This window comes from Frankia torreyi (assembly GCF_000948395.1).
Lineage (GTDB): Bacteria > Actinomycetota > Actinomycetes > Frankiales > Frankiaceae > Frankia > Frankia torreyi.
This window is the reverse complement of sequence record NZ_JYFN01000001.1, coordinates 228,800-254,250: the sequence shown is the minus strand read 5'-3', so window position 1 is coordinate 254,250 and position 25,451 is coordinate 228,800. Positions and strand designations below refer to the sequence as shown.

General features: G+C 72.7%; 21 protein-coding genes and 2 pseudogenes. 4 read left to right on the top strand and 19 right to left on the bottom strand.

Annotated elements, in window-relative coordinates; translation table 11 throughout:
* Positions 1 to 82: 82 nt before the first annotated feature.
* On the bottom strand, positions 83 to 892 hold the full coding sequence (locus FF36_RS01110; RefSeq protein WP_044883012.1) for a class I SAM-dependent methyltransferase: 810 nt from the start codon (positions 890 to 892) through the stop codon (positions 83 to 85).
* Positions 893 to 1,239: 347 nt separating this feature from the next.
* On the opposite strand from FF36_RS01110, the gene FF36_RS01105 reads away from it, so the two are divergent.
* A complete protein-coding gene (locus FF36_RS01105; RefSeq protein ID WP_044883011.1) occupies positions 1,240 to 2,451 on the top strand; it encodes a glycosyltransferase family 4 protein in 1,212 nt (403 codons plus the stop codon).
* A gap of 187 nt (positions 2,452 to 2,638) precedes the next feature.
* On the opposite strand, the gene FF36_RS01100 is transcribed toward FF36_RS01105, so the two are convergent.
* The 5 genes and pseudogenes from FF36_RS01100 to FF36_RS01085 all read right to left on the bottom strand — a co-directional run bounded on the left by FF36_RS01100 (position 2,639) and on the right by FF36_RS01085 (position 8,593).
* On the bottom strand, positions 2,639 to 3,592 hold the full coding sequence (locus FF36_RS01100; protein WP_044883070.1) for a class I SAM-dependent methyltransferase: 954 nt from the start codon (positions 3,590 to 3,592) through the stop codon (positions 2,639 to 2,641).
* Positions 3,593 to 3,757: 165 nt separating this feature from the next.
* Positions 3,758 to 4,738, bottom strand: a pseudogene (locus FF36_RS01095) (RNA polymerase sigma factor); the annotation flags it as partial.
* A gap of 1 nt (position 4,739) precedes the next feature.
* Positions 4,740 to 4,936, bottom strand: a 197-nt coding sequence (locus FF36_RS36715) for an RNA polymerase sigma factor region1.1 domain-containing protein (RefSeq protein WP_242422213.1), incomplete at its 3' end; no start/stop codon positions are given.
* Between the two features lie 40 nt (positions 4,937 to 4,976).
* Entirely contained in the window at positions 4,977 to 6,866 is a 1,890-nt protein-coding gene (gene dnaG, locus FF36_RS01090; protein WP_044883010.1) for a DNA primase, read from the bottom strand.
* A 464-nt stretch (positions 6,867 to 7,330) separates the two neighbouring features.
* Positions 7,331 to 8,593, bottom strand: a complete 1,263-nt coding sequence (locus FF36_RS01085) for a deoxyguanosinetriphosphate triphosphohydrolase (protein ID WP_044883009.1) — start codon at positions 8,591 to 8,593, stop codon at positions 7,331 to 7,333.
* A gap of 93 nt (positions 8,594 to 8,686) precedes the next feature.
* Between FF36_RS01085 and FF36_RS35810 the strand changes: the two genes are divergently transcribed.
* The gene (locus tag FF36_RS35810) at positions 8,687 to 8,842 is read left to right on the top strand and encodes a hypothetical protein (RefSeq protein WP_173402683.1); all 156 of its coding nucleotides are present in this window, start codon (positions 8,687 to 8,689) and stop codon (positions 8,840 to 8,842) included.
* A gap of 40 nt (positions 8,843 to 8,882) precedes the next feature.
* Positions 8,883 to 9,422 (top strand): PH domain-containing protein, encoded by a 540-nt coding sequence (locus FF36_RS01080; RefSeq protein WP_009739724.1) that lies wholly within the window; start codon positions 8,883 to 8,885, stop codon positions 9,420 to 9,422.
* Positions 9,423 to 9,634: 212 nt separating this feature from the next.
* Here FF36_RS01080 and FF36_RS01075 read toward each other — a convergent pair whose 3' ends face one another.
* The 6 genes from FF36_RS01075 to recO form a co-directional block, all read right to left on the bottom strand.
* Complete coding sequence (locus FF36_RS01075) at positions 9,635 to 11,509, bottom strand: transketolase (protein ID WP_044883008.1); 1,875 nt, start codon at positions 11,507 to 11,509, stop codon at positions 9,635 to 9,637.
* A 520-nt stretch (positions 11,510 to 12,029) separates the two neighbouring features.
* Positions 12,030 to 12,716: a YdcF family protein gene (locus FF36_RS01070; RefSeq protein WP_044883007.1), complete on the bottom strand. Its 687-nt coding sequence runs from the start codon at positions 12,714 to 12,716 to the stop codon at positions 12,030 to 12,032.
* 165 nt (positions 12,717 to 12,881) lie between these two features.
* A complete protein-coding gene (locus FF36_RS01065; protein ID WP_044883006.1) occupies positions 12,882 to 16,052 on the bottom strand; it encodes a glycine--tRNA ligase in 3,171 nt (1,056 codons plus the stop codon).
* Between the two features lie 324 nt (positions 16,053 to 16,376).
* Entirely contained in the window at positions 16,377 to 16,979 is a 603-nt protein-coding gene (locus FF36_RS01060; RefSeq protein ID WP_052680876.1) for an antibiotic biosynthesis monooxygenase, read from the bottom strand.
* Positions 16,972 to 17,769 carry an isoprenyl transferase gene (locus FF36_RS01055; protein WP_044883005.1) on the bottom strand — a complete coding sequence of 266 codons (798 nt, stop codon included), beginning with the start codon at positions 17,767 to 17,769 and terminating at the stop codon, positions 16,972 to 16,974. The genes FF36_RS01060 and FF36_RS01055 overlap by 8 nt, the downstream gene beginning before the upstream one ends.
* Before the next feature lie 316 nt (positions 17,770 to 18,085).
* The gene (gene recO, locus FF36_RS01045; protein ID WP_044883068.1) at positions 18,086 to 18,811 is read right to left on the bottom strand and encodes a DNA repair protein RecO; all 726 of its coding nucleotides are present in this window, start codon (positions 18,809 to 18,811) and stop codon (positions 18,086 to 18,088) included.
* 186 nt (positions 18,812 to 18,997) lie between these two features.
* Between recO and FF36_RS01040 the strand changes: the two genes are divergently transcribed.
* Positions 18,998 to 20,098: an NUDIX domain-containing protein gene (locus FF36_RS01040; RefSeq protein WP_044883003.1), complete on the top strand. Its 1,101-nt coding sequence runs from the start codon at positions 18,998 to 19,000 to the stop codon at positions 20,096 to 20,098.
* A gap of 64 nt (positions 20,099 to 20,162) precedes the next feature.
* On the opposite strand, the gene era is transcribed toward FF36_RS01040, so the two are convergent.
* The 7 genes and pseudogenes from era to FF36_RS01010 form a co-directional block, all read right to left on the bottom strand.
* Complete coding sequence (gene era / locus FF36_RS01035; protein ID WP_199865294.1) at positions 20,163 to 21,107, bottom strand: GTPase Era; 945 nt, start codon at positions 21,105 to 21,107, stop codon at positions 20,163 to 20,165.
* Between the two features lies 1 nt (position 21,108).
* Complete coding sequence (locus FF36_RS01030; protein ID WP_044883002.1) at positions 21,109 to 21,513, bottom strand: hypothetical protein; 405 nt, start codon at positions 21,511 to 21,513, stop codon at positions 21,109 to 21,111.
* Positions 21,510 to 22,871, bottom strand: coding sequence for a hemolysin family protein (locus tag FF36_RS01025; RefSeq protein ID WP_044883066.1), 1,362 nt, complete (start codon positions 22,869 to 22,871; stop codon positions 21,510 to 21,512). Before FF36_RS01025 ends, FF36_RS01030 begins: the two co-directional genes overlap by 4 nt.
* Positions 22,872 to 22,890: 19 nt before the next feature.
* On the bottom strand, positions 22,891 to 23,436 hold the full coding sequence (ybeY, locus tag FF36_RS01020; protein ID WP_044883065.1) for an rRNA maturation RNase YbeY: 546 nt from the start codon (positions 23,434 to 23,436) through the stop codon (positions 22,891 to 22,893).
* A 28-nt stretch (positions 23,437 to 23,464) separates the two neighbouring features.
* Positions 23,465 to 24,082: pseudogene (locus tag FF36_RS36710) on the bottom strand (PhoH family protein); the annotation flags it as partial.
* 1 nt (position 24,083) lies between these two features.
* Positions 24,084 to 24,514: PhoH family protein (locus FF36_RS36705; protein WP_479686763.1), on the bottom strand; the 431-nt coding region annotated here is incomplete at its 3' end.
* A gap of 148 nt (positions 24,515 to 24,662) precedes the next feature.
* Positions 24,663 to 25,418 carry a 16S rRNA (uracil(1498)-N(3))-methyltransferase gene (locus tag FF36_RS01010; RefSeq protein ID WP_242422212.1) on the bottom strand — a complete coding sequence of 252 codons (756 nt, stop codon included), beginning with the start codon at positions 25,416 to 25,418 and terminating at the stop codon, positions 24,663 to 24,665.
* Between the last annotated feature and the right edge of the window lie 33 nt (positions 25,419 to 25,451).

Sequence of the window (25,451 nt, the reverse complement as noted above, 5' to 3'; positions counted from 1 at the left end):
GTCGCGCACCCCGGACGGTCGGCCCCGCTGCGCCGACCGACTGCAGGTCGCCGGTGGCAGACGTGGCTTGCCGGTCCCGCTCTCACGGCCGCCGGGACGGTGTCCGTGGGCCGGCCCCGGCCTCGGCGCCGACCCGCCCGATGACCGCCGGCGGCCGGGACGACCCCGGACTCTGCGCCGGCACGACCACGGGTGCGCTTTCGGGCGTGCCGAGCTCGACGCCGGCGGCGGGAGCGGGGGCGGGGGTGGCGAGGAACAGTGCCTGCCACGCGAACATGTTCGGCCACCGGGCGAGAACACGGTGGTCGGCACCGCGCGTCAGCCCGCGCGGCAGCACCTCGCGGCTGCGCCACCACGGCAGGCCGCCGGTCGTCGCGTGGGCGACGAGGCGCAAGCCGTTGTCCGCCAGCAGACGCCGCGCCGAGTCCACCGTGTAGAAGCGCAGGTGGGTGGCGTCCATGAGCCCGGTTTCGGTGTACTCGAAGCGCCCGAGCAGAAACTGCGCGCGCTGCCGGTAGTGCAGCACGTTGGGCAGCGCCACCAGGATGCGCCCGGCCGGATCGACGACCCGGCGGGCCTCGGCCAGCAGCGGCGCGGGCTCGGCCAGGTGTTCCAGGATGTGGGAGAGCAGGACGAGCTGGTAGCTGCCGTCCGGCGCGAAGGACAGCCCGTCGTTGAGATCGGCAAGTTCAACCTGTTCGCACTCCACGCCCGCGGCCGCCCGCTCCGAGGGGTCGATCGTCACACCGGTGACGCGCCAGCCCCGGGCCCGCAGCAGCCGGGCGTTGTCCCCCGCCCCGCAGCCGCAGTCGAGCGCCCGCCCCGGTCGGATGTCGATCAGATCGAGCAGGTCGGAATTGCCGCCATTGCGATACCGCAGATCGAGTTCCATGTACGACTCCCTTCGCGCCGGCACGGCACGCGTCCTCGACCTCAGAGACAAGGCCCGATGTTTACATAGAGTAATGCCATCGTGACGCATAATCGTCGACCTCGCGCCGGGACCACCGTCGGCCCCGTGTCGGCCGCAAAGGAGCCTCCGCTGGAATCGGGCATACGTGCGTCGGACCGGCCGCGAGCACCCTCCCCACGCCGGTCGCCGCGCGCCCGAGCGGGTCCCCGACACCCTTCCCGCCTCGCGCGAAGGCCACTGCAAGTATGTGGATCAATCCCCAAGGTGCCGATGACACGGCACTCAACGCGGATCGAACACCTGGCGAGAGATTAGCATCACCTTCTGTGCCGCTTCCTCGCCGATTTCCTGCCCTCTCCCCCGCACCCGCACCCGACCAGCCCACGCGCGTGCTGCTGCTGACCGTCTCGCGCGGGCTCGGCGGCGGCATCGAGCGTTACCTCACCACCGTCGAGGAGACGCTGCGGGCCGGCGGGGCGGACCTGCTACGGATCGACATGCTGGGACCGGGGGTCGAGCTGACCGCCGCCGCCCGCGCCCGTTTCACCCTGCGAGCGCTCGACCAGGCCCGGCGCTTCGGCCCCGCGGACAGCGTCGTCGCCGGCCATGCCAACCTCATCCCGGTCGCCGCCGCCGCCCTGCGGTTGACCCGGGCCCGTTTCGGCCCGGTCCTGTTCTACGGCACCGACATCTGGGGCATGCGCGCCACCGACCGGGCGATCCTGCGGGTCGACCCCCTGCTGCACCCGGTCACGATCAGTTCCTACAGCGCGGGGGCGCTGTCCACCGTGGGCCTTGCCCCCATCCTGCCGCCCGGCATCTCCCCGGCCTGGCGGGCGATGCTGCTCGCCGAGGCGAGCCGGCGACGGCCGCTACCTCCGGTCCCCACCATGCTCAGCGTGTTCCGGCTCGCGGACTGGGCGGGCAAGGGCGCTGCGGTGCTGATGGAGGCGGTACGCTCCGTCCGGCAGACCCTGGGCCCGGTCCGGCTGGTGCTGGCCGGCCAGGGCCCGGCTCCGGGCGCGCTGCACGAGCTGGTGTCCGCGGATCCCGACACCGAGCTGTACGAGTCTCCGACTGACGAGGACCTCGCCCGGTTCTACGCCACCGCCGACCTGTTCGCCCTGTGCACCCGCACCCGACCGCGCGGGCCGGCGGCCAGCGGCGAGGGCTACGGCATCGTGCTGTTGGAGGCCCAGCTCGCCGGGTGCGCCGTGGTCGGCCCGGCCTCCGGCGGCAGCCACGACGCCTACCAGGACGGTGTCACCGGCTCCACGCCCGTCGACGAGTCCGCCGAGGCCCTCGCCGACGTGCTGCGCGCCATGCTCGCCGACCGGGCGCGCCTCGCCCGCATCGGGCGGCGCGCCGCCGAATGGGCGGCGGCAGCCACCCGGCCGGACGACTACGTCCGGCTCGTGTTCACCGCCCTGACCGGGCGTCCCCCCGCCGACCTCGGCGGGGCCGAGCTTCCCCACCAGCCGGCGGACGCCCCGCACGGCAGGACCCGCGCCGGCGCACCCTCGCACTCGGGAGCATGACGAAGATCATGGCCGACTGCGCCGACACCCGCATCGGCGGCGCGAAACGCCTGCTGCACGAGTCCGATTTCTACCTGCGGGACCGCCGGCTGCCCGAGCTCCGGGTGATCGGGCGCGACCGCGTCCGCCGCGGCGGATCCAGGCCGCTCAGCAGACGCAGCTCGCTCAGCGGGTCGGGTCGGGTCGCTCAACGGGTCGGGTCGGTGTTCGCCGGCGCCGGACCGATGGGCTCCAGATCGAACGGCTCCAGATCGAACGGCTCGACGGGCGTCGCCTGGACCGGCACCGTGAGCCCGCGCGACGGCGTCGCCACGGACGCCGCGGCCACGTCAAGGCGCCGGGCGACCAGCAGATGCTGACCGGCGACGTCGTCGTCGACATCGACGAACGAGGCCACCGCCACGAGATCCAGCTCGCCGAATCCGGCCGCCGTCACGAGTCGGCGCACCTGGTCGGCGCTGCGGCCGAAGCAGTTCAGCGCGAACCGGCGCTTCAGCCGGCCCGCCAGCTCGCGCTCGGCGCGCCACTGCGCCTCGGTCTGCCAGCGGGGGTCGTCGACGACCACGTGCGCGAGCAGCCGGCCGCCGGGGCGCAGCGCGGCGTGCCAGCCACGCAGTGCGTGCGCGAACACCTCGTCGGTGAGGTGCTGCACGACCGCGACGGAGTAGACGACGTCGACGTCACGGCCACCGCGGATGAACTCGTCGACGGTGAGGTAGTCCAGGTTAGGGGCCGGGTTCAACACCCGCGCGCAGGCGAGCGCGCCACGGGAGACGTCGACCGCGGTCACCGAGTGGACCCGCGGCGCCACGGCCGCGGCCAGGTAGCCGGGGCCGCAGCCGACGTCGAGGACATCGTCGTCCGCATGCAGGTAACGGCCGAGCACCTCGTCGGCAAGCACCTGCCGGGTGTGCCGGATGCGCTCGGCCACCGCGTGACGGTCATGCTCGCCGGGCTGGAAGTAGTGCGGGCTCCAGGCCAGCAGGCGCAGCGCGACCGCCGGGCGCCGCCCAGCCGGAGTCACGGCCAGCAGCGCAGGCACCCATCGAGCGCCGAGGAAGTTCTGCGCACCGGCTGTCGCCACGGCGAATCCCGCCAGCGGGCGTAGCCGGCATGCGACGGCGGATCCCCTGGCAGCCATGCTCGCCATCCTCTCGGCCGGACAGACGGCACCGAGTGTGCCGCCGCGCACCGGGCCGACGAGCGTCGATGGACAGCAGCCACCGAGGATCAGGACACCGACACTAGCCAAGAGTAATATTGTCGCCACTCATGGTCAACGACCCGAGTAACCACTCAGGCGCGTCTACTCCAGGTAGTCGCGCAGCTTCTGCGAACGCGACGGGTGGCGAAGCTTCGACAGCGTCTTGGACTCGATCTGCCGGATGCGCTCGCGGGTGACGCCGAACTCGCGCCCGACCTCCTCCAGCGTGCGGGGATGGCCGTCGGTGAGCCCGAAGCGGAGCTGGATGACCTTCTTCTCCCGGTCGGAGAGGGTGTGTAGGACCGAGTCGAGCTGCTCCTGCAGGAGGATGAAGCTCGCCGCGTCGACCGGGACGACGGCGTCGCAGTCCTCGATGAAGTCGCCGAGGTGGGAGTCCTCCTCCTCACCGATGGGCGTCTCCAGCGAGACCGGCTCCTGGGAGACCTTGAGAATCTCCCGGACCTTGTCCGGGGTGAGGTCCATCTCCTTGGCGATCTCCTCCGGGCTCGGCTCGCGGCCGAGGTCCTGAAGGAGCTGCCGCTGGATGCGGATCAGCTTGTTGATGGTCTCGACCATGTGTACCGGGATGCGGATCGTGCGCGCCTGGTCGGCGATGGCACGGGTGATCGCCTGCCGGATCCACCAGGTGGCGTAGGTCGAGAACTTGTAGCCCTTGGTGTAGTCGAACTTCTCGACCGCGCGGATCAGGCCGAGGTTGCCCTCCTGGATGAGGTCCAGGAACAGCATGCCGCGACCGACATAGCGCTTGGCGATCGAGACGACGAGGCGCAGGTTCGCCTCGACCAGCTTGCGCTTGGCGATCTGCCCGTCGCGCTCGATGGCCTCGAGATCCCGCCGCATCTGCGGGGAGGTCTTCTTCGTCGCCACCGCGAGCTTCTCGGAGGCGAACAGCCCGGCCTCGATCCGCTTGGCGAGGTCGACCTCCTCCTCGGCGGTGAGCAGCGGGACCTTGCCGATCTCCTTGAGGTACATGCGCACCGGGTCGGAGGTCGGCGCCTTGAGCGCGAGCTCCTCCTCCTCGCGGCGCCGGCGGGCGAGCAGATCGGCCTCGTCGGGGTTCTCNCCCCCCGCCTCGAGTACCTCGATGCCCTCGTCGTTGAGCACCTGCAGCACCGTCTCGGCCTGCTCCGGGGGCAGCTCCGCAGCCTGGATGGCGACCGTGACGTCCTCGGTGGTGAGGAAACCGATCTCCTTGCCCCGGGTGATGAGGTCCTTGACCTCGTCCACCTGGGCTTCGCGGGGTAGGACGGTAGGACTCATGGGCGGAATCTCGTCACTTCCTTCTCGGGATCGACCCAGGTTACGCGGCACCTACGCCCCGCTCCCGGAGTTGATGCTTGTGCTGTTCCAAAGCGATCAGCTCACCGTAGGCACGGTTGAAGGCCTCGGCGTCGGCCACCGGGTTAAGCCGCTGCACTCGCGACTTCAGGTCGGTGATCCGACGTGTCACATGCAACTCCTGTACGCGTGACATCTGTTCGTCGACATAACGATCATCCACATCGTGGTCGCAGAGCACCCTTTCCACGGCGAGGGCGGTGACGAAACGTCGCAGCCCCTCCTCCGTCGCCGCCGCGGACAGCTCCGTCGCCCACGCGGCGACGTCGCCGGTCCTCGCCAGCCCCCCGTCCACCCCACCGAGACCCGCGATGAGCTCACGGACGGCACGGTGCGCGGGAACAGTGAACATCTCCGGGGCCAGCGTGTCGAACATCGGCCCTGCAAGTCCCGGAAACTGGACCGCGAGTTTGAGCGCCTCACGCTCCACGATGACGACCGGGTCGGTCGCGGCGGGCTCCCGGCGGCCCACCGCCGACGCGACGGCGGCGGACCGGCCGCCCGTCTGCTGCTCCCGGTGCTCGGCGACCCGGCGCGCCACGAACCGCTCGTCGAGGAAGCCCAGCCAGCGGTCCAGGTTCACCGCGTGGCGGTGGCGCAGACCGGCGTCCTTGATCCGGTTGATCAGCGGGGCCGCGGCGTCCAGGGCGGCGAGGCGTCCCTCGGTGGTATCGAGGTCGTAGCGGGCGAGCACCCCGCGGATCGCGAACTCCACCAGCGGGACGCGGCGGGCGACCAGCTCGCGCACGGCGGCGTCACCGCCGCGCATCCACAGCTCGCATGGGTCGAGCCCGGCGGGTTCCACCGCGACGAACGTCTGGGTGGCAAAGCGCTCCTCGTGCTCGAACGCCCGCAGGGCCGCCTTCTGACCGGCGGCGTCACCGTCGAAGGTGAAGATCACCTCGCCGCGGCGCTCGTCGGAGTCCATGAGCAGCCGGCGCACGACCCCGACGTGTTCCGGGCCGAAGGCGGTGCCACAGGTCGCCACAGCCGTGGTGACCCCGGCGAGGTGACAGGCCATCACGTCGGTGTAGCCTTCGACCACCACGACCTGGTATCGCCGGGCGATGTCGCGGCGGGCCAGCTCCGCCCCGTAGAGCAGGCTCGCCTTCTTGAACAGCGGTGTCTCGGGCGTGTTGAGGTACTTCGGACCGGCGTTCGGCGAACCGTCCTCGGCGAGGCGGCGCCCGCCGAAGCCGACCACCTCACCGGCGAGGTCGCGGATCGGCCACATGAGCCGGTGGTGGAACCGATCGATCAGGCCCCCGCGGGCTCCCTGTTTGGACAGCCCCCCGAGCACGAGCTCCTCGCCGGTGAAGCGGCGCGACAGCAGGTGGCGGGTGAGCGTGTCCCAGCCGGTCGGGGCGTAGCCGACGCCGAAGCGCTGCGCCGCTGTGAGATCGAAGCCCCGGGCGGTGAGGAAGTCCCAGCCGGCGCGGGCCGAGGGGTGACCGCCGAGCTGCTCGGCGTAGAACTCGGCCGCGATCCGGTGCGCCTCCAGCAACCGCTGGCGCTGGCTGGACACGGTCCGGTCGGTGGTGCCACCGCCCTCGAAGGTCAGCGTGACCCCGGCGCGCCGGGCCAGCCGCTCGGCGGCCTCCCGGAAACTCAGCCCGTCGATCTCGCGGACGAAGGAGTAGACGTCGCCGCCCTGCTGGCAGCCGAAGCAGTGGAACAGGCCGGTGGCCACGTTGACGTAGAAGGAGGGTGACTTCTCCTCGTGGAACGGGCACAGCCCGACCAGCTCGTTGCGCCCCGCCGGGCGCAACTGGACGTGTTCGGAGACGACGTCCGCGATCGGCGAGCGCTCCCGGACCAGGGCGACGTCGGCGTCACGGATTCGTCCGGCCACCCGTCCCTCCCCTCGTCCGTGTCGGGCGAGAGGTACCTCGCCCGGGGCAGAACGCCCGCCAGTAGTGCGCCATCCCGTTCCCGCGTAGCCGATCATCACGGCACCGTCGCCGTGCCCCCGGCCGATGTCGGCGGTGAAGGCGGCCGCGACGCCGCTCACATCGGTCCTACCGGTGCGATGGTACGTGTCGTAAGCACGACAGTACCGATCATGCCACGGGAATGTTGAGGACAATGGCCGCCACCTGCATCCCGGGCCGGAAGAGCGGACTCGCGGCCGGCCGCGGCAACCCTCCCTCCGACGGGGGAGACGCCCCTACCCCGGGTGGGGACGGGTTCGTTCCCTCCGCCGGGGGTGCGATGATCACCCGCGTGGGGGACCCCGCACCGCCCCGCGCCGCGCGCCGGCCGACACGGCGCCACCCGCAGCCGCCGCGGGCGGGCGCCGACCGGCGATCGGGCCGCTCAGAGCACACGGTGCACCGGCTGCCCGCGCAGCGCGGCGTGGCGCCGCTCGGCGCTCGCGTCGGTCAGCCGGGCCACCTGGTCGACGACCACCCGCAGCCGGGCGGCGTCGTCCGGGGCCGCCTCGAAACGGGCGCGCAACGACGGGTCCAGTGATCGCGGCGCACCGCGCAGCAACAGCTCCACGAGTTCGGCGACGACCTCCCGCTGCCGGGCCTGCCGGGTCCGCGCGCCCGGCCGCTCCATGACGTACCACGCGGTGACCCCCTTGAGGGCGGCGCATTCCGCCACCGTGGCGGAATCCACCGCCAGGTCCGCGCCGTAGCGCCACAGCGGACCCTCGGGATGGCGTTCCCGCGTGGCCCGCACCGCCGCCCGGGAGAACCGCGCGATCAGCTCGCTCGTCATCGCCCGCAGCGCCGCCTGACCGCGGGCCGACGTGATCTCCGAACGGATCCACCAGGGTTGGGCACGCAGCGTGTCCAGAGCCGCCGACACCGCCGCCGCCGAGGCGCCCGGATAGCGCTGCGCGGTGGCGACCGCCAGCTCCTCGCGGTGCCCCGGATCGTCGAGCGCGGCGAGCTCGATGTGGCCGCCGACGACCCCGTCCTCGAGATCGTGGACCGAGTAGGCGACATCGTCGGCCCAGTCCATGATCTGGGTCTCGAAGCACCGCCGCCCCGGCGGGGCGCCCGCGCGCACCCACTCCAGCACGGGCAGGTCGTCGTCGTACGCGCCGAACTTGCCGGCGTGCTCCGGCGGGGCGTCCTGGCGCGCCCACGGGTACTTGGTCGCGGCGTCCAGGCTCGCGCGCGTCAGGTTCAGCCCCGCACTGCGCCCCTCGTCATCAACGATCTTGACCTCCAGTCTCGTCAGCTCCCGCAGGCTCTGCGCATTGCCCTCGAACCCGCCGCAGGCCGCCGCCGCCTCGTCCAGCGCCAGCTCACCGTTGTGCCCGAAAGGGGGATGTCCGAGGTCGTGTGCGAGGCACGCCGCATCGACGAGGTCCGCATCGGCTCCCAGCTCCGCCGCGAGTTCCCGCCCCACCTGGGCGGTCTCGAGCGAGTGGGTGAGCCGAGTACGCGGGAAATCGTCGTCGAGCGGGCCTACGACCTGCGTCTTTCCCGCCAGCCGGCGCAGCGCGCTGGAGTGCAGCACCCGCGCCCGGTCCCGGGCGAACGGGGGCCGCGGCTGCGGTGTAGCCTTCGGGCGTTCCGAGACCCGACGGACCGTATCCGAAGCGTCATACCACTCACCGACCACGAGGTTGAGCGTATCGGCGCGATTCGGGGACCTCGGCCGATCGCAGCGACGATACTTTGTGCGCACCCTTCCCAATCGGCCCGGAGGCCCGCCGTGGACAAGATCATCAAGTATGGCGCGATCGCGTTCGTTATCTTCTTCGTGGTGACCGCACCGAACAGTGCGGCCAGCATCATCGACCGCGTGTTCGGATGGTTGCAGTCATGGGCCGACGGGGTGTCCACGTTCGTCACCGACACCGCTCTGTAATGCCCGCCCAGGCGGCCCTGATGTCTGGGACACTGCGGACGTGGTGAGACTTCAGCTCCCGGATCCGGCCCAGCGCGACACCAAGTACCTGGCGTCGCAGGAACGCCTGGTGATGATGGTGCGGCTGCACTGGGCCGTCCTGCTCCCCGTCTTCCTCCAGACCCTGGGTGCGGTGCTGCTCGCCCTGGTGGCGAACATCCTGTTCGCCGCGCAGGACGTCGACGCGGGCTTCATCACCACACTGTTGTGGTACTTCGCGCTCTTTATGATCTTGCGGATGCTCTGGAAGGTCGCCGACTGGCAGTTCGATCATCTGATGATCACCGACAAGCGGCTGCTGAAGGTGTCGGGGATCTTCTTCCGCAAGGTCCAGACGATGCCACTGTCCAAGATCACCGATCTGACCTACAACCGGGATCCGCTAGGCCGGCTGCTCGGTTACGGCGAGTTCGTGGTCGAGTCCGCTGGTCAGGACCAGGCACTATCCAAGATCCAGTTCCTGCCGCGACCGGACCGGCTCTACCTCACCCTGGTCGACATGACCTTCGGTGGGGCGCCGTCGCCGGCCGGCGACGACTGACGCCGGCGGCACGGATCTCACCCGCGGGGGACGACGCGGGGGTGGCCGCGTAGCCGGGACTGCCGGGCGTGTGACGGCGCCGAGCCCTGGTGGCGCGGCCACGGGCGTAACGATGGCAGCGGGGCCGGGAGGACGTCGTCCTCCCGGCCCCGCTGCCGTCTCGCACTTTCGGCGGTCCTCCCCGGCGGCGCCGCGCGCCGCCGGGGAGGCCGTCAGCGCAGCAGGTCTCGGGCCGCCTCGACGATGTGCTTCGCCGAGATGCCGGCGGCGTCGAGCAGCTCCTCGGGCGTGCCGGAACCGGGCAGCGAGCGCACCGCGAGGTGCCGGACGGACAGCGGCAGCCCGCTGTCGTCCAGCGCCCCGAGCACGGCGCTGGCCAGGCCGCCCTCCGGGTAGTGGTCCTCAGCGACGACGATGCGCCCGCCGGTGGCCCGGGCGGCGTCGAGCAGGGTCGCGGCGTCGACCGGCTTGACCGAGTACAGGTCGATCACCCGGGCGGCGACTCCCTCCGCGGCGAGCGTGTCGGCGGCGGCCAGGGCCTCGTGCAGGGTGACACCGGCACCGATGAGCGTGACGGTGTCGCCGTCCGAACGGCGCAGCACCTTGGAGCCCCCGGGGGCGAACGGCTCGTCCGGGCCGTAGAGCACCGGGTAGGCGCCCCGGGTGGTACGCAGGTAGCTCACCCCGGACAGGTCGGCCATCGCCGCGACGAGCTTGGCGGCGGACGTCGCGTCGCTCGGGTAGAGCACCGTCGACCCGCCGACGGCCCGCATCATCGCCAGGTCCTCCAGCGCCATCTGCGACGGACCGTCCGCGCCGATCTCCACCCCGGCGTGGCTGCCGGACAGCCGGATGTCGGCCTGGGAGATCGCCGCCATCCGGATGAAGTCGTAGGCGCGGGAGAAGAAGGCGGCGAAGGTGGAGGCGAACGGCACGTAGCCGCGCACCGACAGGCCGACCGCCGCCGCGACGAGCTGCTGCTCGGCGATGAAGATCTCGAAGAACCGGTCCGGGTACGCCTTGGCGAAGTCCTCGGAGTAGGTCGAGTTGCTCACCTCGGCGTCGAGGGCGACGACGTCGGTACGCGCCCCGAGAGCGGCCAGCGCCTGCCCGTAGGCCCGACGGGTCGCGACCTTGGCCCCGAGCTCGTAGCTGGGCAGGGTGATCGCCGGCCGGCTGATCGGCTCCGGGCGCGGGAAGTCCGGCCCCGGCACCGGGCCGCGGATGCGCAGGTTGCGCTCGCCGCCGAGCTCGGCGATGGCGCGCTCGGCCATGTCCGCCGGGAAGGGCTTGCCGTGCCAGCCTTCCTTGTCCGACGTCTCCGAGAAGCCGGCGCCCTTGTGGGTGCGGGCGAGGATGACGGTCGGCCGGGTCGCGTCCTCGGCCCCGGCGAGCGCCTCGTCGATCGCGGCGATGTCGTGGCCGTCGACGACGACCGCCCGCGCGCCGAACGACTCGACCCGCCTGGCGTAGGTGTCGAGATCCCAGCCGAGCTCGGTGGGGCCACGCTGGCCGAGCCGGTTGACGTCGACGATCGCGATCAGGTTCGACAGGTTGTAGTAGGAGGCCTTGTCCAGCGCCTCCCAGACCGACCCCTCCGCCATCTCGCTGTCACCGCAGATCACCCAGACGCGGTAGGGCACCTTGTCCAGGTACTTCCCGGCGAGCGCCACCCCCACGCCGTCGGGCAGGCCCTGCCCGAGCGAACCGGTGGCGACGTCGACCCAGGGCAGGATCGGGGTGGGGTGGCCCTGCAGCCGCTCGCCGAAGCGGCGGTAGCCGTTGATGAGCTCCTCGTCGCTGACGACCCCGACCGCCTTGAAGATCGAGTAGATCAGCGGGGAGGCGTGGCCCTTGGAGAAGATGAGGTGGTCGTTCGCCGGGTCCTCGGGGTTGTCCCAGTCATAGCGCAGGTGCCGGGCCACGAGGGCGGCCAGCACGTCCGCGGCGGACATGGAAGAGGTGGGGTGCCCGGAGCCGGCCGAGGTGCTGCTGCGCACCGAGTCGACCCGCAGCTGCTGCGCGAGTTCCCGGACTGTCTCCAGATCGGCCGTCCCGACCGCACTCTCGGATACGGGAGTTGCCACACCAGTCTCCTTAGGAAGTCGTTACACTCGCGGAAGGTGATTTCCGGGGTGTTGTCGCACGCGTCGGGTGGCCGCCTCCGCCGCCTTGCGTCACTGCCGCTTGTCGCACTACCCTCTCACCCGGCGATCCGAACCGTACCAGCGCGGGTGACCACCGAAGAGGGTCGAACGCGCTGCGGGTAGGTCACATCGGTGAATCGTCCGATTTGGCCCGGCCAGCTGCCGCGCGCCCCTGGCCGTCCCGCCGCTGCCCACCGCCGCCCGCCCGCGCGAGGCCACCGCGCCGGCGGCCGCCCACGCGCCGGAAGGTGCCGAGCCGGTCGGTGCCGGAGGCGGGCCTGTCCGCGCCCGAATCGACAACTCTCGCGACGGCCGCGCGGGAGCGGTCTCGGGGAGCACCCTGCCGCCCCGGCCGCCCCTGCGGCCCCTGCGCACCCCGGCTGCCGCTGCGCACCCCGGCCGCCCCTGCGCACCCCGGCCGCCCCTGCCCACCGCGGCGGCGGGCCGTCGCGGCCCGGGCTCAGACCGCCCGCGTGGTCGCCGAGGGCGGCGAGGCCCGGTGGAAGAGCTGATACCAGCGGTAGCCGATGCCCTCGCGAATGATGTAGCGGGCCTTGGTGTCGAAGCCGTGGACGGCCGGGCCGCGGGTCACCGGCGACGTGGTCGCGTCCAGCCCGAGGTCGCGCGCCATCGTCCGGGACCGCAGGCTGTGCGGGGGATCGGTGACCAGGACCGTCGACCGCCAGTGCCGGGTGTTCATGACCCCCGCGACCGCGGTCAGCGAGCCGAGGGTGTCCGAGCCCTCCGGGACGACGATCACCCGATCGGCCGGAACTCCCCGGCGGCGCAGGTACGCGGCGCCGGCCTCGGCCTCGGTGTAGCGATCGCCGGGCTGCTTGCCACCGATCGTGATCACGTTGGGTGCGACGCCCTGCCGGTAGAGCTCCAGCGCGTGGTCGAGGCGGGCGGCGAAGACCGCCGAGGGACGCCCGTCGTACTGCGAGGCTCCGAGGACGACCAGGGTGTCGGAGGCGGGCCGGTGATCCTCCCGGCCCACCCACCACACCTGAACGAACGTGACCACGGTGAGGATCACGACGGCGGCGACGACCGCGGCCACAGCCCGGATCGCCCACCGCCACCAGGGCACCTGGTACCAGGTCGCGCGGAACGGATGGACGGCGAGGCTAGGACGGGACAGACCCACGCGATGGAACAGTAGCCCCCCGTGGCGGGCTATCCGACACAGCGCGGCCTATGCGCCCGTTTGTCCTGGTTCTTTCGCGGGTGACCGGACGGCGGCCGGACCGTGCCCGCCGGACCGGCCGGTCACCCGGCCCGAGCAGCGCCGGTCCGGTCCTCGGCGCCGAGGTCAGTGCCCGGCGGGCAGCGAGCCGAGCGCCTCCCAGTCCAGGGTTCCCGCGGTGAGATCCCGGATCCGGGCGAGCAGTCCGAGCCGAGCCGCCCGGACCGCCGGATCGGGGTCCATCACCATCAGCGCGTCGAAGAACCCGTCGATCGCGGCCGGCAGCTCCCCCGCCGCAGCGACGAGCTCGCCGAGCGGGACGAACGCCGGGTACGCCGACGCCCTCGAGCCGGCCGGAACGTTTGCCACGACCGGACCGTCGGCCACGGCCGGAGCGGGCGAACCTGCTCGCGCGCCGAGGCGCTCCGTCAGTGCGGTGACCACGGTCAGAAGCCGGGCGGCGGCCGGCTCGGTGAGCCGCTCGCCGTCGAGGACGGCGGGGGCGTCAGCCGGAACGATGCGGCGCACCCGCTGCAGCGCAGCCGCCAGGGCGGCGAACACGGCCGGATCGGCCGTCGTCGCAGGCGTCGTCGTCGCAGGCGTCGTCGTGGCGGTGGCCGGTTCGCCGGCATTGGCCAGCGCCGCCCCGATGGGCACCGCGATCAGCCCGCGCAGCGTCGCCAGGGTGGTCGCCGCGCGCGCCGGGGTGCCGGTGAGCGGGGCGACCGCGCCGACCAGGCGGTGGTCGACCCCGCTGTCGAGGAGCTGCTGGGTGTAGCGGCCGCGGAGGAACGCCTCGGCCGCGGCGAGCGCCTGCCCGGACACCGGCACGGGGGTGAGCCGGGCGGCCCGGGCGAGGACGTCGGCGACGGCAAGGCCGGCGAGCTCGGGCCGGCTACCGAGGATCGCGGCGGCACCCAGCGCAGCCCGGCGCAGCCCGAACGGGTCGGAGCTGCCGGTCGGCGCGGCGTCCAGAGCGAACAGCCCGACGAGCAGGTCGAGCCGGTCGGCGAGGGCGAGCAGCGATCCGGAGACGGTGGCGGGCAGGTCGTCGCCCGCCCGGCGCGGCAGCTCCATCTCGTAGAGCGCGGTGGCGACGGCCTCGGGCTCACCGGCCCGACGGGCGTATTCCCGGGCCATCGTGCCGGCGAGGCTGGACAGCTCGACCACCATCTGGGTCGCCAGGTCGAACTTGGCGAGCGTGGCCGCCCGATCCAGGGTCGCCCGGTCGTCGGCGCCGAGGCCGATCTCGTCGCCGAGCGCGCGGGCCAGCGTCCCGATCCGGTCCGCCCGGTCGGCGACCGAACCGAGCCGCTGTTCGAAGGTGAGCTTCGCGAGCCCGGCGCGGAAGGTCTCCAACGGCACCTTGACGTCGGCGTCGTAGAAGAAGGCGGCGTCGGTGAACCGGGCCCGGATGACGTCCTCGTTGCCGGCGCGCACGAGCGCGTCGTCGATCTGCCCGTCGGCGACGGCGATGAAGGCCGGCAGCAGCCGCCCCGCGGCGTCACGCACGGGCAGGTACCGCTGGTGCTTGCGCATGACGGTGGTGAGGATCTCCGCGGGCAGCTCCAGGAACCGCGCCTCGAAGGCGCCCAGCAGCGGCCGCGGGAACTCGACGAGGTTCGTCACCTCGGCCAGGGTGTCGGCGTCGGCATCGGGATCGATGTGGCCGCCGGTGTCCGCGGTGAGCTTGGCGGCCTCCTCCACGACGAGGTCGCGACGCACCGCCGGGTCGAGCAGGATCGAGCGGGCGGCGAGCAGCTCCGGGTAGCCGTCGGCGCTGGCCACCTCGATCGGCGGCGATCCCGCCCGCCGGTGGCCCAGGGTGGTCCGCCCGGCGGCGAGGGTGGACACCGCGACCGGCACCACCGTCTCCCCGAACAGGGCGACCAGCCAGCGCACCGGGCGGCTGAAGGACAGCTCCGGGTCGTTCCAGCGCATGTTGCGCTCCGCGCGCAGCCCGGCGACGAGCTCGCCGAGGACGTCGGCCAGCACGTCGGTGGCGTCCCGGCCGGCCTCGGTGCGGACCAGGGCGACATGCTCGACGTCGCGGTGGGTGACGATCTGGAGATCCGCCGGGTCCGCGCCCTGCCCGCGGGCGAAACCGACCGCGGCCTTCGTCGGCGCACCGGCGCTGTCGTAGGCGGCCGCGACCCGCGGGCCGCGCACCACCCGCTCGACGTCCGGTTCGCGCGGGGCCACGTCCTCGACGATCGCGACGATCCGGCGGGGAGTGCCCTGCACGCGGATCTCGCCGTGGGTGAGCCGGGTGGCGGCCAGCCGGTCGAGCAGGCCGGCGCGCACCACCGCCACCGTGCGGGTCACCTCGGCCGCGGGCAGCTCCTCCGTGCCGATCTCGAACAGCAGGGTCGCCGGCTCGCGCACCGGGGTGGACACGGCGACCGGCACGGCCGCCGGGGGCGGGCTCGCCACGCCGAGCGGGTGGCCGAGCTCCTCGCGGCGGTCCCGCCACAGGGCGGCGACCTCGCGGGACAGCCCGCGCATCTGGGCGAAGGAGGTCGCCCGCTCGGTGGTCGACACGGCTCCGCGCGAGTCGAGGATGTTGAACGCGTGCGAGCACTTCAGGACGTAGGAGTGCGCCGGAACGGGCAGGCGGGCGTCGACGAGCCGCCGGGCCTCGGCGGCGTAGTCGGCGTAGAGGCGGCGCACGGTGTCGATGTCGGCGTCGTCGAGGTAGTACCGCGACATCTCGTACTCGGCCTGGCCGAACACCTCGCCGTAGGAGATGCCCGGCGCGTAGGCGAGCTCGCTGAAGTGGCGGACCCCCTGCAGCGCCATGAGGATGCGTTCCATGCCGTAGGTGATCTCGACGCTGATCGTGTCGAGCGTCTGGCCGCCGGCCTGCTGGAAATAGGTGAACTGGGTGATCTCCAGCCCGTCGAGCCATACCTCCCAGCCGAGCCCCCAGGCGCCGAGCGCGGGCGAGGCCCAGTTGTCCTCGACGAAGCGCACGTCGTGGGCGGCGGTGTCGACCCCGATCGCCGCCAGGCTGCCGAGGTAGAGCTCCTGGGCGTTGCCCGGATCGGGCTTGAGGATCACCTGGAACTGGGTGTGCGTCTGCAGCCGGTTGGGGTTCTGGCCGTAGCGGGAGTCGTCGGGACGGACCGACGGCTCCACGTAGGCCACCCGCCACGGCTCCGGACCGAGTACCCGCAGCACCGTCGCCGGGTTGAGCGTACCGGCGCCGACCTCGGTGTTGAACGGCTGCATGATCATGCAACCGCGGTCGGTCCAGTAGCGGGTCAGCGCCAGCAACGCGTCCTGCATGGTCAACATCGGGTGAGCCTCGGCTTTTCGCTGTCACGGTCACGAGCGGGGCGGGGCGCCCCATCCACGGTCCGGCCCCGGCCGCGCGCGGCGACCTACCGGACGAACCCTCCGACGATCGTGGATGGGAGTCCCGAAGATCTGGCCGGCCCGGTCGCCCTGGGTCCGATCTCCCCGAGATCCGACATCACGATGCGTCGGAACGCGGAGATCCATGGGTCGGTGATGCTGACTCGAGGCTACCGGTCGGCACCGACAATCCGCCGCCAGGCCAGACGCGGCCGGAGTCGCGCCGGCAGGCGGGCGCCACGGAACAGAACGGGCGCGGGCAGATCAGGACGGGCCGGGCGCGGCGGTGTCCGCGTCCGCGGCGCGGTCCGAGCAGTAGGTCCGGGCGAGGCGAGCGACGTCTCCGCCGGCCGCCTCGGCGGGATCGACGTCGAGCCGGTCGCCGCCGGCATCCCGCGCCACGGGTGGGTCCACGGCGGCGAGCACCTCGAAGGCTCCGGGCACGTCGACGGCATGGACGAGCAGCGGCGTGAGGGCATAGCGCACCTCGAACGCGGACAGGGCCCGGCGCCACGGGCCGGGGCCGTCCCACTCGCTGGTCAGCAGCCAGGACTCCGGCTCGTCGAGCGCTCGGGCAAGCCGGCCGGACCGGAAACCGGCAGCCCGGGCAAGCGCGTCGAGCGCGGCCCGCGCCGCCGTGGGAAAGCCGGCCGCGGCCGCCGCCGGCACCGCGAAGCGGATCTCGGCGACCACCGGCGCGCCGGAACCCGCCGCCGCCCAGCCCGCACCGGCGCCGGGCCACCCGGACTCGAGCCCGCCGCCCGCCGCCAAGCCGGACGGGGCCGCATCCGGGGGCCCGGGCGCTTCGGCTCCGGCTTCGGCTTCGGCTTCGGCTTCGGCTTCGGCTTCGGCCGGATGGTCAGGCACGATGCGCGACGATCCCGCCGTAGCGCCGGTCGCGGCGGGCGTACTCCTCACATGCCTGCCACAGGTCGCGGCGGTCGAAGTCGGGCCAGAGCGTTTCGACGAACGAGAACTCGGCGTACGCCGCCTGCCAGAGCAGGAAGTTGCTCAGCCGCTGCTCGCCGGACGTCCGGATGACCAGGTCGAGGTCGGGCATGTCGGGCTCGTCGAGGTAGCGGCTCACCGTGGCCTCGTCGATCCGGTCGGCCCGCAGCCGCCCATCGCGCACGTCCCGGGCGATCGCCGCAGCGGCGTCCGCGATCTCGGCCCGGCCGCCGTAGTTCACGCACATCACCAGCGTGAGCCGGTCGTTGTCGCGGGTTCGCTCCTCCGAGGACTCCAGACGCCGGATCACGTTCCCCCAGAGCCGGGGCCGTCGCCCCGCCCACCGCACCCGCACCCCGAGCGCATCCATGTCCGCGATCCGTCGGCCGAACACCCTGTCGGTGAAGCGCATCAGGAACGCCACCTCGTCCGGCGAACGCTTCCAGTTCTCCGTCGAGAAGGCGTACACCGACAGCCATCGCACGCCGAGCTCGATCGCCCCCTCGACGCAGTCGAACAGCGCGTCCTCCCCGGCCTCGTGCCCCTTCGTCCGGGCGAGCCCGCGCCGCTTGGCCCAGCGGCCGTTGCCGTCCATGACGATGCCCACGTGCCGCGGAACCAGGCTGCGCGGCAGCGCCGGGGGCCGGGCCCCCGAGGGATGGGGGTGCGGATCACGGAACCGCGTCCCCACGTCATTGCGCAAAGTCACTGCCTACCTCCCCAGAACCGGCCGGGGCAGCGCCGAGCCGTCATCCGTCGTACCGGTATCTGCCATCGCCGCACCGTCCCCCTGCCGACGCCGGATCGCGCCGGGAGCCCCCACCGCCGCTGTCCACCTCACCATGTCCGTCCTCATCCCCTCCCAGCGCGTCCCCGACCAGCGCGCTCCTCCCGACCAGCGCGCTCCTCCCGAGCAGCGCGCTCCTCCCGACCAACGCGTCCCGCGGCCCAAGGACCGATCGATGCGACGCCACCCCGGCGCGGTCGTCGAACAGCGGGTCCAGTGCCGGCCCGCTCACGGCCACTCATGCCCGTTCCAGGTGCGGCAGCGCGCGCAGCCCCCGTTCGAGATGCCACTGGAGATAGGCGGCGACGATGCCGCCGGCCTCCCGCCGGGCGCGGGCTTCGCTGGCCAGCGCGCCGTCCCAGTCGCCGCGCAACAGGTCGGTGAGGAGCCGTACCGCACCCGCCGAGACCGACGCCGCGCCGTGCGGACGACATTGCGGGCACACTACGCCGCCGCCGGCAACGGACAGCGACAGGTGCTGGCCCGGCTCTCCGCACCGGGCACAGTCGTCCAGGGCCATGCCGTATCCGGACACCGCCAGCGATCGGAGCAGAAACGCGTCCAGCACGAGCGGGGCCGGCCGCTTCCCCGCGGCGAGCGTGCGCAGACCGCCGACGAGCAGCAGAAACAACCGCAGCGCGGGCTGACGCTCCTCGCTGGTCAACCGCTCGGCGGTCTCGAGCATCACGGCCGCGGCGGTGTGCCGGGCGTAGTCGAGCGCGATCGTCGTCCCGTAGGGGGAGATGATGTCGGCCTGGGTGACGGTGTCCAACGACCGGCCGGAGTGCAGCATCAGGTCGACGTAGGTGCCCGGCTCCAGCCGGGAGCCGAACCGCGAGGACGTCTTGCGCACACCCTTGGCGACTGCCCGGACCCGACCGTTGCGCCGAGTGAGCACGGTGATGATGCGGTCAGCCTCGGCGAGAGGGGTCGTTCGCAGGACGACCCCTTCGTCGCGATACACCGGCACCCGCCCATGGTTGCACGACCCCGGGTCGGCGCGGTAAGGCGAGGTCATCCGGCAGATGGCCGCGACGAACCAGCCCCGTTTCGCAACCTCTCGTATACGAAAGAACACAAATGGACACTTTCGCCGGTGGAAGCCGGACTCCCCCTGCACGGGACGCCGCAGGTTGCGGATGATGGCTCGGTGCGGGTGGTACGGCGGACGGCGCGAGCGATCCTCATCGATGGCAACGGCCGACTGGTGCTCTTCCGGCGGACACTGCCGAAGCGCAAGCCCTACTGGTCCACCCCCGGCGGCGGGGTGGACCGCGAGGACGGCTCGGTGGAGGCGGCCCTGCACCGCGAACTCGCCGAGGAGCTCGGCGCCACGGTTGACCGCGTCCAACAGGTGTTCCTCACCAGCCCGCCGCGCGGCGACGGGATCGCGGTGTCGCACTTCTTCGTCTGCCGCCTGGTCTCCATGGACCTGAGCAAGCGCACCGGCGAGGAGTTCACGAACCCCGCCAAGGGCCGCTACGACGTCGAACGGATCGACCTGCGCGGCAAGAAGCTCAGTCGCTACGCCTTGCAACCCCCGGAGGCCAAGGCCTTCATCCTCGCCAACCGTCAGGCGCTGCTGATCGCCGCGCTCACCGACGACGCACCACCGCTGACCCTTGCCGACGACCCGGCCACTGCCACCGCCGTCCCGCCCGCGCGGTCCGAGGCGGCAACCGGCTCTGCTGCGGCACCGGCCGCCGACGAGACCTCGGCGACCGACCAGACCGCGGCGACCGACCAGACCGCGGCATCCGGCGATGCCGGCGCAGCCAAGCCGGCCGTGTCATCCGGCCGGGCCTCGACATCCCCCGGGGACGGGACGTTCGGCGAGCCCCCGGCGTCCGCCGAGGCCGCCCGCCCCGACCAGAACACGACCATCGACCAGAACACGGCCATCGACCAGAACACCACGGCTACCGACCAGAACACCACGACCGACGAGACCGTGACCACCGAACAGGCCAGGATGTCCGAGCAGGCCACGGCCACCGACCAGCACGGTACGGCCAGCGACGCCACGGTGTCCCAGCGCGCCGGTTGCGGTGACGCCGGGACGCCGGCTGACGGATCCCCCGCCCCCGCGACCGTGGACTCCGGCAAGGCAGCGCAGCGGCGGCCGCGGCGGGCCATGCCACCGATCCTGGAGATCGTCGACGGTGCGGTCGTCAACGACGGATCCGACCCCCCGACCGTGGCGCTTCCACGCCCGCGTCGGTGGCCCCGATGGCCCCGGTGGCCCCGGTGACCGCTGCGCCGGTGGCCGCTGACCGGTCAGCGGTCACCGGTGGGACCCCGTCCCGGCCGCGGGGTCAGAAGCCCAGGCGGCGTAGCTGGCGGGGGTCTCGCTGCCAGTCCTTCGCGACTTTGACGTGCAGGTCCAGAAAGACCGGCGTCCCGAGCAGCGCCTCGATCTGCCCGCGGGCCCGGGTGCCGACCGCCTTGAGCCGGGAGCCGCCGGAGCCGATGACGATCGCCTTCTGGCTGGGCCGCTCGACGAAGACGTTGACCCGCACGTCCAGCAGCGGGTTCTGGGGCGATCGACCCTCCCGGGGGATCATCTCCTCGACGACCACCGCCAGCGAATGCGGCAGCTCGTCGCGGACCCCCTCCAGCGCCGCCTCCCGGACCAGCTCGGCGACCATGACCTGTTCGGGCTCGTCGGTCAGCTCGCCACCGGGGTAGAGCGCCGGGCCCGTCGGCAGCCGGGCGGCCAGCACGTCGGCGAGCACGTCCACCTGGTAGGAGCGGATCGCGCTGACCGGGACGATGTCGCTGAACTCGCCGAGGCCGGCCACGTCGAGCAGCCGCGCGCCGATCCGGTCGGCGTCGGCGACCTTGTCGGTCTTGGTCAGGATGGCCACCACCGGGGTCCGTTTGGGCAGGCGGGACAGCTCCTCGGCGATGAAGCGGTCGCCCCGTCCCACGGGTTCGTCGGCGGGCATGCAGAACCCGACGACGTCGACCTCGGACAGGGTGGCGCGCACGACGTCGTTGAGGCGCTGCCCGAGCAGCGTGCGCGGCCGGTGCAGCCCGGGCGTGTCGACGAGGACGAGCTGGGCGTCGGCGCGGTGCACGATGCCCCGGATGGCGTGCCGGGTCGTCTGCGGCCGACCGCTGGTGATGGCGACCTTGGTACCGACGAGGGCGTTCGTCAGCGTCGACTTGCCGGCGTTGGGCCGGCCGACGAGGCAGGCGAACCCGGACCGGAACTCCAGCGGGGTCGTGCCGCCGGGGGCGGGACTCGGAGTCGGCACGCTAGCTGGTCGTCCTGCTGCGAGCCACGCCGTCGGTGCCGCCGAGGAAGACGGGGACGCCGGCGCCGAACTCGGCGAGAGCGGCAAGATCATCCCTCGTAATCACATCACCCTCCGTGACGACGGCCGCAGCCTCGAAGCGGCGCGCCCCGCTGGAGACCGCCGCGGCCACGGCCGCCCGCAGCGCCGAGATCGCCAGCTCCGGCCGGCTCAGCCCGACGGTGGCGGCGGCGTAGGTGCGGCCGTCGGTGTCGCGCAGGGCCGCGCCCTCGGCGGCCCGGCCGTCGGGCACGTAGGCGCGCAGCCGCGCCGAGCGGGCCAGGACGAGCAGCTTCGCGTCCTCCGCGGCCAGGTCGAGGGCCGCCGCGGCGGACTCCGTCGCCTGCGGGGTCGGGTCAGCGGTCACGAGATCACCTTTCCGTGCTGGGGTGAGCGCCCGGCCGGCTCACCGCCGTCTGCGCCGCCCGGGGCCGGGTCGTCGGCGTCGGCCGGCGGGCGCGGCGGGCGGCTGACGACGATCGTGCCGATCTGGTTGCGCCGGCCGGCTGCCCGCTCCGCGGACAGCCGCAGGCCGCCGACCGTCACGGTGGCGCCCGGGATGGGCACCCGGCCCAGGGCCGTGGCCAGCAGGCCGCCGACGGTCACCGAGTCGTCCGCGCCGGGCAGCGCCTCGACGTCGAAGTCGAAGAGTTTGGCGAGGTCGTCCACGTCGAGCCGAGCGGTGACCCGAGCCGTGTCGGGATCGAGCCACTCCACCGGTGCCACCTCGCTGTCATACTCGTCGGTGATCTCGCCGACGATCTCCTCGAGAATGTCCTCGATGGTCACGAGCCCGGCGGTCCCACCGTACTCGTCGATGACGATCGCCATGTGGGTCCGCGAGGCCTGCATCTCCCGCAGCAGGTCGTCGGCGGGCTTGCTCTCCGGCACGAGCACGGGCGCGCGCATGATCTCGGCGACGGGGCCGTCCTCGTCGCCCTCGCGCTCGCGGCGGACCATGTCCTTGAGGAAGGCGATCCCCACGACGTCGTCGACGCTCTCGCCGATCACCGGGATCCGGGAGAAGCCGCTGCGCAGGGCGAGCGCGAGAGCCTGGCGGACGGTCTTCGTCGACTCGATGAACACCATGTCCGGCCGCGGCACCATCACCTCCCGGACGAGGGTGTCCCCCAGCTCGAACACCGACGCGATCATGTCGCGTTCCTCGCGCTCGATGACCTCGGTCTCCTCGGCGAGATCGACCAGATCACGCAGCTCCGCCTCGGAGGCGAAGGGCCCGTCCCGGAACCCGGGTCCCGGGGTGACGGCGTTGCCCAGCGCGATGAGCAACCGAGGCAGCGGCCCGAAGATCCGGGCGAGGCGGACGGTGAGCCCCGCGGTGGCGAGCGCGACCGCCGGCGCGTGCTGGCGGCCGAGCGTCCGGAACATCACCCCGACGAGGATGTAGGCGATCAGGGTGGCCACCAGGGTGCCCAGCCCGATCGCGGCGAAGCCCGTCCCGTAGGCGTGCGCGAACAGGATCGTCAGGCAGGCGGCGGCGAGCATCTCGCCGACCACCCGCAGGAGCAGCAGCAACGCGAGGTAGCGACCGGGGTCGGCGACGACGGTCGCGAGGTTCGCCGCGCCCGCGCGTCCCTGGCGCGCGAAGTTCTCGACCGACACCCGCGACACCCGGGTCAGGGCCGCGTCCACGCAGCCGAGACCCGCGGCGGCGAGGGACGCGACCACCGTGATGAAGACAAGCAGAAGATCGCCGGAGCTCATGGGCTCCCCCCGGCCGGGGTCAGCGCGCGGCGGTGGGGCCGGGCTCTCCAGCTCCGTCCGCACCGTCCGCACCGCCGGCGGGACGCTTCCCGCCGGCGGTCTTCACCGCGACGTCCCAGGACGCCAGCAGCTTGTTCTGGATCTTCCACATCTCGCGTTCCTCGTCCGGCTCGGCGTGGTCGTACCCGAGCAGGTGCAGGATGCCGTGGGTGCACAGCAGGTGCAGTTCGCGCTCGTAGGAGTGCCCCGCCTGCTCCGCCTGGCGGCGCGCGACGTCGGGGCAGAGCACGACATCGCCGAGCAGCGTTGTGGGGTCGTCGTCGACCGACTCCGACCAGGAGGCGTCAAACGCGTCGTCCTGCGCGAAGGAGAGCACGTCGGTCGGGCCCTCCTCGCCCATGTACCGCACGTGCAGGTCGGCCATGGCCTTCTCCTCGACCAGCATCACCGACAGCTCCGCGAGCGGGTTCACCTTCATCGCGTCGAGCACGAAGCGGGCGAGCGCCGTGAGCCGGACCTCGTCCACGTCGTTCGCGCCCGACTCGTTGGCGACGAACACGGCCATCAGCAGTCCTCTCCGAGCTCCGGCACGGTCACCGGCGCTCGCGGCGGCCCGGCCGGGCGGGTGCCGCGGCCGCGGCACCCGCATGGTCCCCGGCGGCGTCCCAGCGGGCGTACGCGTCGACGATCTCGCTCACCAGCCGGTGGCGAACGACGTCGGAGCTGGTCAGGGACGCGAAGTGCACGTCCTCGACGCCGTCGAGGATCTCCCGAACGACCCGCAGCCCGCTGCGGGTGCCGCTGGGCAGGTCGACCTGGGTGACGTCACCCGTCACCACGATCTTGGCTCCGAAGCCGAGCCGGGTGAGGAACATCTTCATCTGCTCGGGCGAGGTGTTCTGCGCCTCGTCGAGGATGATGAAGGCGTCGTTCAGGGTTCGGCCGCGCATGTAGGCCAGTGGGGCGACCTCGATCGTCCCGGCCTGCATCAGCCGCGGGATCGAGTCCGGGTCGATCATGTCGTGCAGCGCGTCGTAGAGCGGACGCAGGTACGGATCGATCTTCTCGTACAGAGTGCCCGGCAGGAAGCCGAGCCGCTCCCCCGCCTCGACCGCCGGCCGGGTCAGGATGATCCGGTTGACCTTCTTGGCCTGCAGGGCCTGAACCGCCTTCGCCATCGCCAGGTACGTCTTGCCGGTACCGGCGGGCCCNATCCCGAACACGATCGTGTGCTGGTCGATCGCGTCCACGTAACGCTTCTGGTTGAGCGTCTTGGGTCGGATCGTCCGGCCTCGGTTCGACAGGATGTTGAGGGTGAGGACCTCGGCGGGCCGCTCCTCCGAACCGGAGCGCAGCATCGCCAGCGAATGGTCGACGTGCTGCGGGCTGAGCTCGGTACCCGCGTCGAGCAGGGCGATGAGCTCCGCGAACAGCTTCGCGGCCAACTCGTTCTCCGCCGGCGGGCCGGTGATGGTGATCTCGTTGCCGCGCACGTGGATGTCCGAGGAGAAGGCCCGCTCGACGGTGCGCAGCAACTCGTCCTGGTGGCCCAGCAGGCTCACCATGCTGTGCGGGCCGGGGACGACGATGCGCGTCGTGGCCGGGGCGGTTGACGCGACAGGTGGCGTGACGGATTCGGGCATAGAGAGCGACCAGCTACGGCCGCGGCACCTCTCAGGATCGATGACCGTGGTGGGTGGTGCGGCGCGTGGAGGACGGGCATTCGGGTCAGCGCCCTGCCGGGGCAGGAGCCGCCCACCGAACGTCAGCCGCAGGCGCTACCCCGCCAGTCTATCCATCATCACGCCGAGCGTCCCAGCGGCCGAGATCCGCAAGGACGACCGAGGACGCGACCACGCCGGCGGTGGAGGTGCGCAGCACGGTCGGACCCAGGCGTGCGACCGCGGCGCCGGCCTGACGCAGCGCGTCCACCTCGGCGTCGGCGATGCCCCCCTCGGGCCCGACGACCAGCAGGATCTCCGCCGCCCCGTCGAGGGTCGCGGCGCGGCGGCGGGCCAGGCCCACCAGCGGGTCGCCGGCCTGCTCGTGCAGCACCACGGCGAGGGCGGCCGACGCCACCCGCCGGGTCAGCTCCGCCGTCCCGACGAGGTCGCCGACCACCGGCCAGTGCAGGCGGTGGGACTGCTTCGACGCCTCCGCCGCGGCCCGGACCCAGCGTTCCCGGGCCCGCCCGCCGCGCTCGCCCTCCCAGCGGACCACCGAACGCGCCGCCGACCACGGCACGATCTCGTCGACGCCGACCTCGGTCAGCATCTCCACCGCCCGCTCGCCGCGGTCGCCCTTGGCCAGCGCCTGCACGACGACGAGACGCGGATGCGGCGCCGTCGCGCCGACCCGCCGGCGCACCGCGCAGTCGATCTCGTCGCGCCGGACGGCGACGACGGCGCATTCCAACACCGCCCCGCGACCGTCGGTGACGTCCACTGGCTCGCCGGGGCGCAGCCGGCGCACCGTCGCCGCATGGTGCCCCTCCGGGCCGGACAGAGTGAACACGTCCGCGGTGGGTAGCGGGGACAGCCGAAACAACGCGCTGGTCAGTGGGGATCCTCTCGGCGGAGA

What these genes read in the sequence shown, in the direction of transcription:
- FF36_RS01110 (WP_044883012.1), bottom strand. Translation starts at nt 892, where the DNA reads ATGGAACTCGATCTGCGGTATCGCAATGGCGGCAATTCCGACCTGCTC.
- FF36_RS01100 (WP_044883070.1), bottom strand. Translation starts at nt 3,592, where the DNA reads ATGGCTGCCAGGGGATCCGCCGTCGCATGCCGGCTACGCCCGCTGGCG.
- FF36_RS01065 (WP_044883006.1), bottom strand. Translation starts at nt 16,052, where the DNA reads ATGTTGACCATGCAGGACGCGTTGCTGGCGCTGACCCGCTACTGGACC.
- FF36_RS01025 (WP_044883066.1), bottom strand. Translation starts at nt 22,871, where the DNA reads ATGAGCTCCGGCGATCTTCTGCTTGTCTTCATCACGGTGGTCGCGTCC.
- ybeY (WP_044883065.1), bottom strand. Translation starts at nt 23,436, where the DNA reads ATGGCCGTGTTCGTCGCCAACGAGTCGGGCGCGAACGACGTGGACGAG.